The 14,271-nt window shown below is 59.7% G+C and carries 10 protein-coding genes, 2 tRNA genes and 2 rRNA genes; 9 read left to right on the plus strand and 5 right to left on the minus strand.

The window, feature by feature from the left end:
* Both rrf (ACIOWL_RS16480) and rrf (ACIOWL_RS16485) read left to right on the plus strand, forming a co-directional pair.
* Positions 1 to 83: ribosomal RNA gene (rrf, locus tag ACIOWL_RS16480) — 5S ribosomal RNA — on the plus strand; the annotation flags it as partial.
* Between the two features lie 891 nt (positions 84 to 974).
* Positions 975 to 1,091 (plus strand): 5S ribosomal RNA (gene rrf, locus ACIOWL_RS16485).
* Between the two features lie 143 nt (positions 1,092 to 1,234).
* Here rrf (ACIOWL_RS16485) and ACIOWL_RS16490 read toward each other — a convergent pair.
* The 3 genes from ACIOWL_RS16490 to ACIOWL_RS16500 all read right to left on the minus strand — a co-directional run bounded on the left by ACIOWL_RS16490 (position 1,235) and on the right by ACIOWL_RS16500 (position 4,664).
* Positions 1,235 to 2,296, minus strand: a complete 1,062-nt coding sequence (locus tag ACIOWL_RS16490; RefSeq protein ID WP_400387492.1) for an ABC transporter ATP-binding protein — start codon at positions 2,294 to 2,296, stop codon at positions 1,235 to 1,237.
* 66 nt (positions 2,297 to 2,362) lie between these two features.
* The gene (gene otsB / locus ACIOWL_RS16495) at positions 2,363 to 3,142 is read right to left on the minus strand and encodes a trehalose-phosphatase (RefSeq protein ID WP_400387495.1); all 780 of its coding nucleotides are present in this window, start codon (positions 3,140 to 3,142) and stop codon (positions 2,363 to 2,365) included.
* Positions 3,143 to 3,191: 49 nt separating this feature from the next.
* Positions 3,192 to 4,664 carry a trehalose-6-phosphate synthase gene (locus ACIOWL_RS16500; protein ID WP_400387498.1) on the minus strand — a complete coding sequence of 491 codons (1,473 nt, stop codon included), beginning with the start codon at positions 4,662 to 4,664 and terminating at the stop codon, positions 3,192 to 3,194.
* A 395-nt stretch (positions 4,665 to 5,059) separates the two neighbouring features.
* Here ACIOWL_RS16500 and ACIOWL_RS16505 point away from each other — a divergent pair, with 395 nt between their 5' ends.
* From ACIOWL_RS16505 to ACIOWL_RS16525, 5 genes are all read left to right on the plus strand, one after another.
* A complete protein-coding gene (locus ACIOWL_RS16505; RefSeq protein WP_400387500.1) occupies positions 5,060 to 5,929 on the plus strand; it encodes a DsbA family protein in 870 nt (289 codons plus the stop codon).
* A gap of 169 nt (positions 5,930 to 6,098) precedes the next feature.
* A tRNA-Thr gene (locus ACIOWL_RS16510) sits at positions 6,099 to 6,172 on the plus strand.
* A 236-nt stretch (positions 6,173 to 6,408) separates the two neighbouring features.
* Positions 6,409 to 7,356 (plus strand): DUF808 domain-containing protein, encoded by a 948-nt coding sequence (locus ACIOWL_RS16515; protein WP_400387503.1) that lies wholly within the window; start codon positions 6,409 to 6,411, stop codon positions 7,354 to 7,356.
* A gap of 101 nt (positions 7,357 to 7,457) precedes the next feature.
* Entirely contained in the window at positions 7,458 to 9,107 is a 1,650-nt protein-coding gene (locus ACIOWL_RS16520; protein ID WP_400387506.1) for a class I SAM-dependent DNA methyltransferase, read from the plus strand.
* Between the two features lie 2 nt (positions 9,108 to 9,109).
* The gene (locus tag ACIOWL_RS16525) at positions 9,110 to 10,036 is read left to right on the plus strand and encodes a hypothetical protein (protein ID WP_400387509.1); all 927 of its coding nucleotides are present in this window, start codon (positions 9,110 to 9,112) and stop codon (positions 10,034 to 10,036) included.
* On the opposite strand, the gene ACIOWL_RS16530 is transcribed toward ACIOWL_RS16525, so the two are convergent.
* A complete protein-coding gene (locus ACIOWL_RS16530) occupies positions 10,033 to 10,788 on the minus strand; it encodes a GNAT family N-acetyltransferase (protein ID WP_400387510.1) in 756 nt (251 codons plus the stop codon). The genes ACIOWL_RS16525 and ACIOWL_RS16530 overlap by 4 nt on opposite strands.
* A 408-nt stretch (positions 10,789 to 11,196) precedes the next feature.
* On the opposite strand from ACIOWL_RS16530, the gene ACIOWL_RS16535 reads away from it, so the two are divergent.
* Positions 11,197 to 11,273: transfer RNA gene (locus tag ACIOWL_RS16535), tRNA-Val, on the plus strand.
* Between the two features lie 60 nt (positions 11,274 to 11,333).
* Here the strand turns inward: ACIOWL_RS16535 and ACIOWL_RS16540 are convergent.
* The gene (locus ACIOWL_RS16540) at positions 11,334 to 12,425 is read right to left on the minus strand and encodes an LLM class flavin-dependent oxidoreductase (protein WP_400387513.1); all 1,092 of its coding nucleotides are present in this window, start codon (positions 12,423 to 12,425) and stop codon (positions 11,334 to 11,336) included.
* Positions 12,426 to 12,596: 171 nt separating this feature from the next.
* On the opposite strand from ACIOWL_RS16540, the gene ACIOWL_RS16545 reads away from it, so the two are divergent.
* Positions 12,597 to 14,267: a threonine/serine exporter ThrE family protein gene (locus tag ACIOWL_RS16545; protein WP_400387516.1), complete on the plus strand. Its 1,671-nt coding sequence runs from the start codon at positions 12,597 to 12,599 to the stop codon at positions 14,265 to 14,267.
* The last annotated feature ends 4 nt before the right edge of the window (positions 14,268 to 14,271 follow it).

The raw sequence follows: 14,271 nt of genomic DNA on the forward strand, positions 1-14,271 counted from the left end.
CCATACCGAACCCGGAAGCTAAGGCCCATTGCGCCGATGGTACTGCACTCGTGAGGGTGTGGGAGAGTAGGTCACCGCCGGACTTAACTTGATAGGGGGAGGGTCCTAACACACAGTGTGTGTTGGGGCCCTTCTTCTGTTTAACCCGGGGTTTGCTCCTTGTGGGGTGTTGCTCTTTGTGGGGTGTGGTGTTGGTGGGGGTCCTGGTGGGGCCCTCTTTTTTGTGTTTAACGGTGTTTTCTCTGCCTGACGACGGGCCCGCGCGGGTGGTAGCTGCATCGCCACTTCGGGGCGCCAGCCCGACCAACCTATCGCTTGAGCGTTGGTGGATGCTTAGGTCCTTGCGCGCGCAGTGTTTGATGGTGCGGCGTTTTTGGTGGTTCGCGGTTTGAGTCTTTCGGAGCCAATTAATGTTTCTTGTGTGGCGCATATGGATCTTGCGTCTTGGCAAAGTTACATTGAGCATCCTGGCACCGTCCCGGCTCTCTTTCGTTGCTTCAGCTGGGAGCAGGAACGGTTATCGGGTCCTCAATCCGTTTCCCTGACTTCGTGGATGGCTTTCATGGTTTCATTGCCGGGCGTTGGACGAGTTGTTTCAACGTGCATCGAGGGACATTCGGCTCGGCCCCACCGGTGGCCGCTAAAAATGCCCACTGTCGGCCATGAAAGCTGCCCTTGGAAGCACTATGTTCTGTTCGCTGAGCCAGGTTGCTGTGTTGATGTCCACTCACCCCACAGGGCTGGTTAGTCGTCCGTTCTGGATCACCTGGCGGTGGGTGCCGGCAGGAAGGCAGATGCATCCATCGGAGTATGTGCAGATGAAGAAGTTCATTGACTGCGCGTATGGCGAAGCACACGTTCTCCGGGGGCACCTTGATTGGCGTCGAGGCCTTAGGTCCTGATATAGTTATGGAGTTGTCGCAATCGCGAATGACACCGTAGTTTTCCCGCGGCCTGGCCGTGAGGGTTAGAGTTACGGCGATCATAGCGTGGGGGAAACGCCCGGTCCCATACCGAACCCGGAAGCTAAGACCCACAGCGCCGATGGTACTGCACTCGGGAGGGTGTGGGAGAGTAGGTCATCGCCGGGCACAATGTGCCGAAGGCCCCGAGTTATCTCGGGGCTTTCGATGTTTAACACAACTTGTCGGGGGCTGCCCCCATTAGACCGAAAAGACGGGGCCCGAATCCAACTGGATCCGGGCCCCGCGTCATGCGTTGTTAGAAACTACCTCTAGCCAAGGCGCAAGCCGCTAGCGGTGTCGAACAGGTGCACATGCTGCAGCTTCGGTGCGATGTGCAGACGCTGGCCACGTGCAGGCGGGGTGCGCCCATCAACACGGACCACAATGGTCTGCGGGCGACCGGAGAGCTCGGCGGTCGCGTAGATGTAAGCATCGGCGCCGAGTTCCTCGACGACGTCGATGACGATCTCCACACCTTCGCCTTCGCCGACGAACTCGATGTCCTCCGGGCGGATGCCTAAGGTGGTGCCGCCTGCGGCACCGGGAGCGCTCAGTACGGTTTTGCCGAAAGCTACCTGGCCGTTGCTGGCTTCGAGCTGTACCAAGTTCATGGCGGGGGAGCCAATGAAGCCGGCGACGAAGACATTGCGCGGGCGGTCGTACAACTCACGCGGGGTTCCAACCTGCTGGAGCTCGCCGTCCTTGAGCACTGCAACACGGTCGCCCATGGTCAAAGCCTCAACCTGGTCGTGAGTCACGTACACGGTGGTGACGCCGAGCCGGCGGGTGAGCGATGCAATCTGGGTACGGGTCTGGACACGCAGCTTGGCGTCGAGGTTCGACAGCGGCTCATCCATGAGGAATACCTGTGGTGAACGAACGATCGCGCGGCCCATGGCTACACGCTGACGCTGACCACCGGAGAGGGCCTTTGGTTTGCGATCCAGATATTGCTCAAGGTCTAGCAGCTGGGCTGCTTCCTTGACGCGGCGGGCACGCTCAACCTTGTCGACGCCGGCGATCTTCAGGGCAAAACCCATGTTCTCGGCCACGGTCATGTGCGGGTACAGCGCGTAGTTCTGGAAAACCATCGCGATATCGCGGTCCTTGGGCGGAACGTTGGTTACGTCCTTGTCGCCAATGAGGATTCGACCGGAGTTGACTTCTTCCAAGCCGGCGAGCATACGCAGGGTGGTTGATTTGCCGCAACCCGAGGGGCCAACAAGAACCAGGAACTCGCCGTCGGCGATCTCCAGGTCGATTCCGTCGACGGATGGCACAAGTGCGCCCGGGTAAATACGGGTGGCCTTATCAAAGGTCACAGTTGCCATGATGACAATCCTTTCACGGGCAGGTACGTGCCCGACGATCCGAAGTGAAAGTGAATTGGGACACTATTAGTCTCGCATGGAAATGAGACTTTTCAAAAGATCTGGAATTTCGAAGGGCGACTCGATATGATGTGTGGCTGCGGTGGCTCCGCTGCCGACCTTGATTCCGATATCGTCACTAGTCAACACCTTGAATCCATTCTCATCCGTGACGTCATCCCCGATGAAGAGGACAGCTTGGACATCCAATCTTGTGCGTAACCAAGCCAGCGCTTCACCCTTGTTGACGTTTAAAACCGATGCCTCAAGGACTGCCTTGCCCGACATCAGTTTGATGCCTTCTAGCTGCTCGAGGGCGAGAATTGCTTCGCGCATGGCAACGCTAGCGGTCTCGTCGCTGGCTTGGCGCACGTGCAGCACGGTGGCCGAAGGTTTGTACTCTACGTTGACGTTGTGGTGCTTATCGGCAATCTTTTGCAGCCGATCGGTCACGCTATTCAAAAGCTGGGTCTGTTCCGCGGTTAGGGTGCTATCCGTCCACGCATCGGCGTATGCGGCCGGCAGGCGCCGCTCGGCACCGTGCGACCCAACCCTGATCTCCGGGAGCGGTTCCGGGTAGACCTCGGCCAAAGAATCCAAGTTCCTTCCCGAGATCACCGCGGTATAAACACCGGGCAAACGCCCCAACTGTTCAACCAGCTCGGCTGATTCGGGAAGCGGCCGAGCGTCTTGCGGTTTGTCCACCAATGGTGAGAGTGTCCCATCAAAGTCGAGGGCGACCAAAATTCGCGGATGGACTGAGAATTCCTGCAACGCAGCGAGCAGTTGCGGCGAAAGTGATGGCAAAAAGGTCGTTCCGTCCTGTGTATGGTGATGAAACTTGGTTTTCGAGATGTTAGGACTGTGGGGCAGTTTCCTTGGCCGGGGCAGACTTGGAATTAATCTCTGCCAACTCTGCAAGGAACCGTTCGGACCAGCCGGCCACGTCGAATTCTTCAAGGTGGTGATTCATGCGCCGCATACGCCTGGCCTGCTCCGCCTCGTCCATGTTGACCGCTTCCATGATTTTGACCTTCATTCCGTCAATATCGTGCGGGTTTACCAGTACCGACTGGGTCAGCTGGTCGGCGGCACCGGTGAATTCGGAGAGCACTAATACGCCGCGGCCGTCTTGATGCGCTGCCACGTACTCCTTGGCCACAAGGTTCATCCCGTCGCGCAGCGCCGTGACGAGCAGGACATCGGCAGCCAGATAGAGGGCGATCATTTCCTTCAGCGGGTATGAATGGTGCAGGTAGCGCAGCGTGGTGTGGCTGATGGTGTCGAACTGACCGGTGATCTGCCCGACCATCAGTTCAACTTGGTCGCGCAGCTCAATGTAGGTGCCGACGTTTTCACGGCTGGGGCTGGCCACCTGAATCAGGCACACGTCGCCGGCGGTGAGCTGCTTGTCTTCTAGCAGCTCGCCGTAGGCCTTGAGCCGGTGTCGGATACCCTTGGTGTAGTCCAGCCGGTCAACACCTAGCATGACTGTTTTGGGGTTTCCAAGTTCCTGGCGCATCTGCGCGGCCCGGGCAATGATTTGCGGATCCCTGGAAAGCCGTTGGATTTGTGCGTAGTCGATCGAAATAGGGTGTGCGTCAGCCCGGCATTTGTTCTGCAGGTCGTTCCCCGCCGAAGGAGTCGCCTCGCGGCCTTTGGTTTGATAGTCGGTGAAACGGCGCAGGCACCGAAGGAAATTTGTGGCATCGGTTTCCCGCTGGAAACCAACCAGGTCGGCACCCGCCAAACCTTGGAGGATTTGTTTGCGCCAGGGCATCTGTGCGAACAGGCTCGCGGCGGGGAACGGGATATGCAGGAAAAACCCGATCTTGAGATCGGGCCTGGCCAAACGCAGAAGGCGTGGCACCAGCTGGAGCTGGTAATCATGGACCCAAACAGTGGCGTTGGGCGCCGCGATGCGCAGCACTGCATCGGCGAAACGTTGATTGATCTTTTTGTAGCGATCCCACCAGGTGCGATGATACGACGGCGGAACGATCACATCATGGTAGAGCGGCCAGAGGGTGGAGTTGGAAAACCCCTCGTAGTACAGCTCAAGGTCGTCTTCGCTCAGCGGTACCGGCACCAAATTGATGCCGTCGTTCTCGAAGCTGTCGAGTTCTTCATCGATCCCGCCATGCCAACCAACCCAAGCCCCGTCCGAGGCAGCCATGACCGGCTCCAACGCGGTGACCAGTCCGCCGGGTGAACGCCGGAAGCCCTGGGTGCCGTCTGGGTTGGTGATCCTGTCCACCGGCAGCCTGTTGGCCACCACTACAAAATCAGATGTGGCGCTTGTTTGATCATCCTGTGTTGAGTTATCCACGATAAACCTCCTGGTTTAGTCTTCAACCTGCGAACCGGTGGTTTACGGAACCTGGGTCCTGAGTGAATCTCTACCCTGCAAGTTCATTCCTGTATGCCCTGAGCCTAGTGAAATATCGGGAACAACGGAATTATCGCGGCAATTTAGCAGGATAGTGACGTAAACAACGTCGCCGAGCCGGTCATCAGGGGTAACCCTCCGAGACGCCGGATACCAGCCTGACTATGCCAGACAGCCGAATCTTGATTTTGCGCTGCTTTGTCAAGAGTTTGCGGAGCATATGTAGCGCCTGTGAAGGTGCGCGATTATCCATGATCGGGGCAAAACAGCCGATGATATTGGCTAAGCTTGACTCCAGATGACAATTTTCCATTCAACAAGGAATCAAAGAATTTATGTCTACGAATAATTCGCGGCAGTCGAAGGCTGACCGCACGGCAAGCGCTCGTGAGAAGGCATCGCAGATGCGCGCCGCGCAGGAAGCAGCCACCAAGCGCAAGTCGCTGTTCGTGAAGCTTGGCGTCTTGGGTGCGGTAATTGTGGTGATCGCCTTGGTGGTCACCCTCATTGTGCAGAACAACAACACCAAGATCGCTGATGCGGGTGCCGTTCCAGCAGGTGGAAACGCGGCCGGTGGCATCTTGGTCACCTCGCCGACCACCTTGGGCGATCGCACCGTTGAGAACGTCGACGTGACCACGCTTGTTGCTCCGGAAAAGCAGCCTGCTACCGCAGAGCCGCGGGACCTGACCGTGGGCAAGGCCGGCGAGCCGGTGAACATCACCATGTACGTTGATGCCAACTGCGTTCACTGCGCAGACTTCGAAGCTACCTACGGCGACCAGGTCAATGAGTGGCTGGCCGCGGGCGATATCACCATTGACTACCGCAACGTCGGTTACCTGGATGGCGGTTCGCCAACTAACTTCTCCTCGCGTGGCGCCAACGCACTGGCTTGTGTCGCTAACGACAACGCCGCCGCCTACATGCCATTTGTGACCGCTCTGTGGGGGCACTACGAGCAGGGCGAGATGAAGAACGCTGAGCTCGCCGAGATGGCAATCGCTAGCGGGGCAAGCGAAAACGTCACCTCATGCATCGATAAGGGGACCTTCCGCCCATTCGTCCAGTACACCACCAATGCCGCGAAGTACGACGGTGTGGCTGGCACCCCAACTCTGGTTGTCCAGGGCAAGGTCCTGGACCTGGCTTCGGACGATTTCCCAACCGTGGTGAATGAAGCGATTGAGGCAAACAAGAAGTAATTCCGTTCCCCAGTTCTGGACGGATGATGTGTATGGGGTAGACTCCAGATAATCTCGCATCAAATTCAACGAGGAGAAGGCAAATGAGAGGCCTTCTCCTCGTTGTCATTTAACGAGTGTGTCCTCAATTCGCACTGTGGCATGGTTCTCCGATATTCTTATCAGGTACGCCCCCTTAGCTCAGCTGGCCAGAGCGTCTGTCTTGTAAACTGAAGGTCACCGGTTCGAATCCGGTAGGGGGCTCGAACAAATCCTCGGAAGTCTTGCGTCAGTGCAGGCTCCCGGGGATTTTCTGTTGCCGGTTTCCGTTCCACACGGTGGTGTGTATCCATCGAGTAGCACCGGCGTGCCCAAACCCTCGCAGAAAACATGGTGAAATCGTCCGTGCGTTGGCCTCTGCTCGGTAAAATTGGAACAACGGGTTTCCCTCGAATGCAAATCTCCTGCGTTTGAGCACCACGATCTCAAGGAGACAAATCATGGCCGGTGGCCTTGTAGCCCTGCTGGATGACGTAGCCGCTTTGGTAAAGGTCACCGCCGCGTCTTTGGACGACATTGCCCTGGGAGCGGCCAAGGCCAGCACCAAAGCCATGGGAGTGGTCATTGACGACGCAGCAGTGACCCCGCAGTACGTGGCCGGCATTTCTCCCAAACGTGAGTTGCCGATCATTTGGAAAATCGCGGTTGGTTCGATTCGGAACAAGCTGCTGTTCATCCTGCCAGCCATTCTGCTGCTCTCTGCATTCCTGCCGTGGGCGCTCACCCCGATCCTCATGGTCGGCGGCGCGTACCTGGTTTTTGAAGGCGCGGAGAAGATCCTTGAAGCAGTGGGCCTGATCGGCCATCACCAGGACGCTGACGGCGGCAAGGCTCGTGACGAGAAAACCATCATTGGCGCCGCCACACGTACCGACTTTGTACTTTCAGCAGAGATCATGGTGATCTCGTTGAACGAGGTGACCCACGAACCATTCATCACCCGAGCATTGATCTTGGTTGCCGTCGCGGTACTGATGACGGTGTTGGTTTATGGTGCGGTCGGGCTGATCGTGAAGATGGATGACATTGGCCTGGTGCTGGCACAAAAGAAACAGCAGTTCTCACAGAAACTTGGCCGTGGGTTGGTTAAGGGAATGCCGATCGTGATGTCCGTGTTGGGCAAGGTTGGTGTGGTGGCCATGCTCTGGGTTGGCGGACACCTGCTGCTCACCGGTATGGACGAACTTGGCTGGCACGCCCCCTACGGGTTTGTGCACCACGTGGAGCTGCTGGTTCATGACGCCACCGGTGCTGCCGGTCCGGTGCTTGGATGGCTGGTCAACACCGCGTTCTCCTGCCTTGCCGGGTTGATTATCGGCTCGATCCTGACGGTGATCATCCTGGGAATCAAAAAGCTGATGAATAAAAACAAGCCGGCGGCGCACTAACCTCGCGCGACGCACACTGTGCGTAGAATTGATGATCCGCCCGCGAATACCAAGCTCCGAGGCCCGGCTATTCTGTCCGGAGGCCATGGAAAGATCGATGTGTGTTGAGTAAAGAAACAACGAAGCAGGACCCCGCACGCCATGCGCGGGGGGCATATTTCACCCCCGAACCCGTCGCGCGTTTTATGGCCGAATGGGCCTTGGGGGAGCACGGCCGCCGGGTGCTGGAGCCCTCGTGCGGTGAGGCGCAGTTCCTGGCCGCTGCCCACGACGTGGTGGATGACGGTCGTGGAATCCCGGAGCTTTTCGGCATCGAGCTCCATGAGCCTTCGGTGCGCGCGGCTCGATCGGTGCTTAAGCGTCACGGGGCTACAGCGAAGATCACCCACGCCAACTTCTTCGAAGTCTCGGGAAACCATGACATGGATGCGGTGATTGGCAATCCACCGTATGTGCGTTATCAGCTGCACCGCGGTGAAGACCGCAAGCTCTCCCGCACCGCCGCCCGTGAAGCAGGTATTGAACTCAACGAATTGGCCAGCATCTGGGCGGCCTTTGTGGTGCATGCAACCAGCTTCCTCGCACCCGGTGCACGTTTGGCGTTGGTCCTTCCGGCCGAACTGATGTTTGTGAACTATGCGGCCCCGGTCCGCCGAATGCTGCTTGAACGGTTCAGCCGAGTGCACCTGGCCGTGTTCGAAGAACGCCTCTTCGCGGATGCCCAAGAAGAAGTGGTCTTGCTCCTCGCCGAGGGGTACGGCCAAGGTTCCAGCACCGCCCTGCGGCTGCACCAATTCCGCAACTCAGCAGACCTGCAACTGATCGACGAGGGAATCGAGCATACCCCCGCGAGTACCTCGGAACGGTGGACCGGATCCCTGGTCGGGCTTGAAGCCCAGGGTGTGTTGTCCCAAGCGTTGGCATCCGGCCAATTCTCCACCCTGCACGGATGGGGTGAGACCTCTCTGGGGGCGGTGACCGGAAACAACAAATGGTTTACGCTCTCTCCCGCCCAAGCCAGGGATCTTGGCCTGAGCCCGGCCGATCTGGTGCGTATTTCGCCCCCGGGCTCCCGCCACCTGCGCGGCCTTGAACTGGACCAAGAGCACTGGGAGCGGCTCGGAGAGCATGGGGGAGCCACCTACCTGTTCCGGCCCGCCGCGCTGCCATCTGCCGCGGGACACCGGATGGTGGAGGAAGGCGGGCTCCTCGGGGTGGACAACGCCTACAAATGCCGGGTGCGTACCCCCTGGTGGCGGGTGCCGCTCTTGTCCGTGCCGGATTTGTTTATGACCTACATGAACGCCGACACCCCGCGGTTGACCACCAATGAAGCGGCGGTGCACCACATCAATTCCATCCACGGAGTGTATCTCGGTGCCGATGTGCGCGAGCTGGGGCGCGAGCTGCTGCCGTTGGCCTCGCTGAATACCCTGAGCATGCTGGGAGCGGAAATGGTTGGCCGGTCCTATGGCGGCGGAATCCTCAAAGTCGAACCCCGGGAAGCCGACCGGCTGCCGGTGCCTTCGCCGCAGGCTGTTGCGGCACACGCGCAACAGCTCAGAGACATCAAAGACACCGTGCGTGAACACCTCGCGCACGGCCGCAAGGCGGAAGCCACGGCCCTAGTGGACGCCATCGTTCTTGAGCAGATATTGGAACTTGAACCGTCGGCAATCGCCGCGGTCTCTCAAGCCCGTGCGGACATGTTGGAACGCCGCAAGGCCCGAAGTAAGACGGTGAAAAACTAAACGTGGCAAACCCTGCGGTGGAAAAGACCCTCGCTTTCGCGGAATTCGACACCACGCTGATGTCAGCGGCCAAGGATTCACCCTGGATTCGCAACGGCGCGGTGACCGAGGAGTTTAATCCCTCCTATGAGGTGCTCGAACGGCTGCTGAGCATTCCCGTGCGTTCCAAAGCCGCCACCCGCTCCGGGCGCTTCGCCCAAGGCGTGGATACCTGGCTGGCGCACGAGCTGCGCCGCGCCGGTTTCGACGCGGATCTGGTCTGGCCGCGTACCGAAGCACCCCGGGTGCTGTCCAAAGACATCCTGGAGTTGCTGCGCCGGCTGCCGGAGCGGCTGTCGGATGAAGTGTATGACGCGGTCATGGCGGGCAAAGCCGGAAGCACCGATGCCCGGATTCTGGGCCGCGCCTACATGAAGCAGACAGACGTGGTGATGACCCACTGGTCCACCGGACCCGAACTGCTGCTGAGCACCAAGGCCATGACCTCGTCTTTCGGCAAGAATTTGTCTAACCGCTACGAGGAAGCCTACGGGGACGCGGCGAACCTGCGTGCCCGCTACCCGCTGGCGGCGGTAGGGTTCTTTTTTGTTCAGCGCTCCACGATCCTGGACTCCGAACCGGCGGCCTTCCGACGCACGGTGGACATGATCCGCAAGCTGCGCGACTTTGGCGACGGTTTTGGTTACACGGCCACCGGGCTGCTGCTGGTGGACTGGGACGATGACGCAGAAGATCCCCAGGTGAGGTGTGTTCACTCGCCAGTTCCCGCCGATATTGCCGCTCCGCAGTTCCTTAACTCGATGGTTGACGAGGTCTTGAAGGTCACGCCGATTGATTTGCACGAGGCGGCTCGCGCTCGCCGAGCCGGAGAAGTCGCCCCGCTGCCCGGCCACGAAGCAGTGGACGAGCAGCAGGAAGCGCTGTTCTAAAAGGCTGGATCGACGCTGGAACCCAGCCAGTCGTTCTCAGCTGTTTCGGTACCCAGCAACGGGAACTGCGGGTCTGCTTCCGGTGCTTCCGGGCCGATCTGCAGCATCGGCATCGAAGCTGGTCGTTGTCCCAGTTCAACCCCGAGCTCTAGGCTCAGCAGGGCAGGTGCGTGTGGTTGGCCGGCAGGCTCCAAAGACGGCTGCAACGACACCGTTTCATGGTCTTCGCCGAACGGATGAGCCACCAGGGCCCGCTGTGGCGCGGCAACCAGCTCGCCGGTGTTCTCAGCGGCCCAAGCCCGCGCGGCATCGGTGGCGCGGTAGATGAACTTGGTTTGCCCGTCCTGCTCAAAGGTGCGCTCGCGTTCCCAGAGCTCGGAGCGTTCGTAGTAGGCCCAGGACGCGGGGTTGGCGGAGTCGATGATGGTGATCGGTGTGCCACCGGTGTCCAACGCGAATTTCAGGCGCATTGAGGCAACACGCTCACGGATTCCCATGCGGCGGTAATCCGGGCGCACGGCCATGGAACCCAGTTCCAGGGCGTCCATGGCGCTGGTGGGAGCAATGATCGAATCATGGACCAGGCCGGCCGCGATCAGCAGCTGGCCGTCACGCACGGTGACCAAGGCCTTGGCGCGGTCCATTTTCTGCTGCCAGCGCGCATCGATGGCAGGGTACAAGCTAGCTAATTCGGCACGTTCTGCCTCATTTGGAGACAGGCGTGACAAGGCAAAAGTCAGGTATTCAAACACTGGGGTACGGTCCTAAAAAGCTAAGAACGAACGAAAAAGAGGCTTTGCTTCGCGGAAAAAATCCGGTCGGCGGGTTTCGTTGGCCTTGAGGGGACCGTTGCCGGTGGCTTCCGGCAGCTTCCTTGTAGGGCCCAGTTTGAGCTCGATGAGCTAGAAAAATTATGGGGTCTCAAAGTGCGGTTTGACAAGTCGAAACGAAGGTCTTGAAGTGAACTCTAAATAAACGAATTGGCACCGTATTTTTGTGCTTGTCACCGAGCATTTTTGGGACGGTGCGGAATCGATCGGGGTGCTGTCCTAGCGGACGTTCTGAGGGCCGGATGCCAGGCGGTCCAGGTCGATTTGGAGCGATGGTCAATGAACCGCTAGGATTATCTAGGTGCTGAACCGGAAACGGCCGGCGCAGATGGATCTTTAGCTCAGTTGGTTAGAGCGTTCGCCTCACACGCGAAAGGTCGCTGGTTCGAGTCCAGTAAGATCCACCAACAAAAAAGCCACCGCTAAGCGGTGGCTTTTTTCGTAAATGCGCGCCCGAGTATTGACTACTAGGCGTTCGCCTTCGCGAGCAGCTCGTGAACACGCGGCTTCACTTCGGTTCCCAGGAGCTTGATGCTCTTCATGAGGTGCTCATGCGGCAACGAGCCGGCGGAGTATTTGATATCAACACGCGACAAGCCAAGTGTTGTTGTCGCCTTGGCCAGCTTGCGAGCCACGGTTTCCGGGCTGCCGGCCATCATGGCTCCTTGCGGGCCCATGGCCGCCTGCAACTGGATCTTGCTGGCCGGGCTCCAGCCTCGTTCGGCGCCCAGCCGGTTCATGGTGCGCTGGTAGTGCGGCCAGAGCAGTTCCAGGGCCTGTTCGTCGGTGTCTGCCACCAGGCCGTGGAAGTGGGCACCTACCGGTTGCGTGGACTCGCCAAACTCCGCCAGGGCGCGGTGGTACAAGTCCACCAACGGCTCGAATGCGGCCGGTTGGCCGCCAATGATGGCCAAGAACAGCGGCAGGCCATGGCGGGCGGCACGGATTACCGACTGCGGGCTGCCTCCGACGCCAACCCACATCGGCAGAGGGCGGTCTTCCAGCAGCGGATAAACCTGCTGACCGCGCAACGCGGCGCGGTGGCTTCCGGACCACGACACGGGGGTGCCGTGGCGCAATTTGGCCATGAGCGCCAGTTTCTCCTCGAATAGTTCCTCGTAGTCATCCAGGCTCAGGCCGAACAGCGGGAATGACTCGATGAAAGAGCCTCGCCCGGCAATAATTTCCGCGCGCCCGTGAGACAACGCATCCAAGGTGGCGAACCGTTCATAAACGCGGACCGGGTCGTCGCTGGATAGCACCGTGACCGCGGTGCCTAGTTTGATGGTTTGTGTGGTGGAGGCCAAGGCCGCGAGTACCGTTTCCGGGGAGGAAACGGCATAGTCGTCACGGTGGTGTTCGCCGACTCCGAAGAAATCAAGGCCCGCCGCTTCGGCCTGCTGCCCCTCGGCGAGGACATTGCGAATCACCTGGGCGTGGGAAAGTGCGGAACCGTTGGCGTCTTCGGTGATGTCTCCGAACGTTTCGGCGCCGATCTCAGGAAGTGTGACGGTGGTGTTCACGGGTTCAACCTCTCGCGGGATTGTATTCAAAAGCATGTAAATGTTCATTGGGGATAACTTGCCTGGGCCGGGAAGTATTCCCGGGGCGCCGCTGCGCCCAAATGTGTTCGGTGATACGCGCAGAATTGAGGGTTTCCCCAGTAACTTCTAGAACTCGGGTTGTATCGTGATTTACGTACACGATCGAACGTTTCGGGAGGGTGATCCGTGGCGCAGTTGAACAACGATCAGTGGTCCGAAAAACCACGTGGTGCAGGGCAGGATCCCGATCCGGCAGTAGCCGCCTTGCCGCGCATCAACACCAGTGAAATCAAGATGGGGCAGTTGGCCGAACCTGCGCATCACGAGCAACCCACAGCCTCGGAACTGCCGCTGAATACCGCTGTCAGCGCCAGTGTCGCCGCCGCTCCGGCCTCTGATCCGGAATCGCGCACCGGCAAGGTGCACACCACCGATGAAGGCATCACCTTGGTGCCGACCCGAGCCAACCCGGTGGCCCGAAGCCTGCTTGCCAAAATGTGGGTTTCCACCGCGCCGCCGACCCAAGCCCTGGACATTGTCGACCGGCTGCAGGGCACACCCTACGCGAACCCCACGGTGAACAAGGACCAAGATGCCTCCGCCAGGAGGACACTTGAATTCGCGCTGGACCTTGGCGAAACGCTGATCCGCTACGGGGCCGGTGCGCTGGAAGTTGAAACCAGCATCATCGCAGTCACCGCGGCCTTGGGGATGAGCTACCTCGACGTGGACATCACCAACCAGTCGCTGCACCTGAACTACAGCCCACCGGATGCCGAAAGCTACTCGATCCTGCGGGTGGTGCGTTCCTCGACCTCGAACTACGCCGGTTTGGTGCTGGTCCACCAGCTGGTCTCGGACATCATCGCCGGGGGAGTCTCACGCAGTGAATCCGCCAAGCGGCTCAAGGCCATCTTGCGCAAACCCAAGCCGTTTCCGCGCTGGATCGTGGCCAGCGGCAACGCGGTTTTCGCCGCGGCCTTTGTGCTGTTCATCGGCGGCTCCTGGCTCGGCGCGTTGGTGGCGATGGCCTCATCCTCGATTGTCTCGCAGGTGGGACGGTATGGCGCCCGCTGGCGTGTGCCGGCATTCTTCACCATCGCCGCCTCCACCTTTGTGGTGACGGGTATTGCCCTGGTCAGCTACGAATTGCACGCACCCATCGACCCGGCGCTGGTGGTTTCCGGCGGGATCCTGCTGCTGCTTCCCTCGGGGCGATTTGTCTCTGCCCTGCAGGATGCGATTAACGGCTTCCCGGTGACGGCGGTGGGCCGATTGTTCTCCGCAGGATTGACCTATACCGCCATCGTGTCGGGTATCTCGACCGCGCTGGTGATCTCCTCGGTGCTGGGCTGGGAGAACGTCGACGTGCACCAGATTGTTAAAATCGACTACCCGGCATGGCTGCTGCTGATTCTGGTGGCCGTGGCGATTATCTCCGGCGCGGTGACCGAGCAGAGCCCGGTTAATCTGCTGCTTCCCACCGCGGGCATCGCGGTCCTCGGGTTTCTTGTCCAGCTGTTGTGCGTCTACATCGGGTTGGGAGCGCGGGCGACCCCCGCGGTGGTTGCCACGGTGATCGGTTTCGCGGCGCGATACGCCGCGGACAAGATGCATTCCCCGCAGCTGGTGATCGCGGCGCCTGCGGTGATGTTTTTGCTCCCGGGTTTGATGATCTTCCGTGCCATGTACGCCATCGTGTTCGAAGCGAACGACATGTCCAGTGGTTTGGTGGAGATGTTCAACGCCTTTGCGATCATGCTCTCCATCGCCGGCGGTGTGGTCTTCGGCGACACCCTGTGCCGGCCGCTGACCTCCGGCGCACGGCGTGAACGGCGTCGGATCCGGCGCCGCTAGGAAG

This window comes from Glutamicibacter sp. NPDC087344 (assembly GCF_044744225.1).
Lineage (GTDB): Bacteria > Actinomycetota > Actinomycetes > Actinomycetales > Micrococcaceae > Glutamicibacter.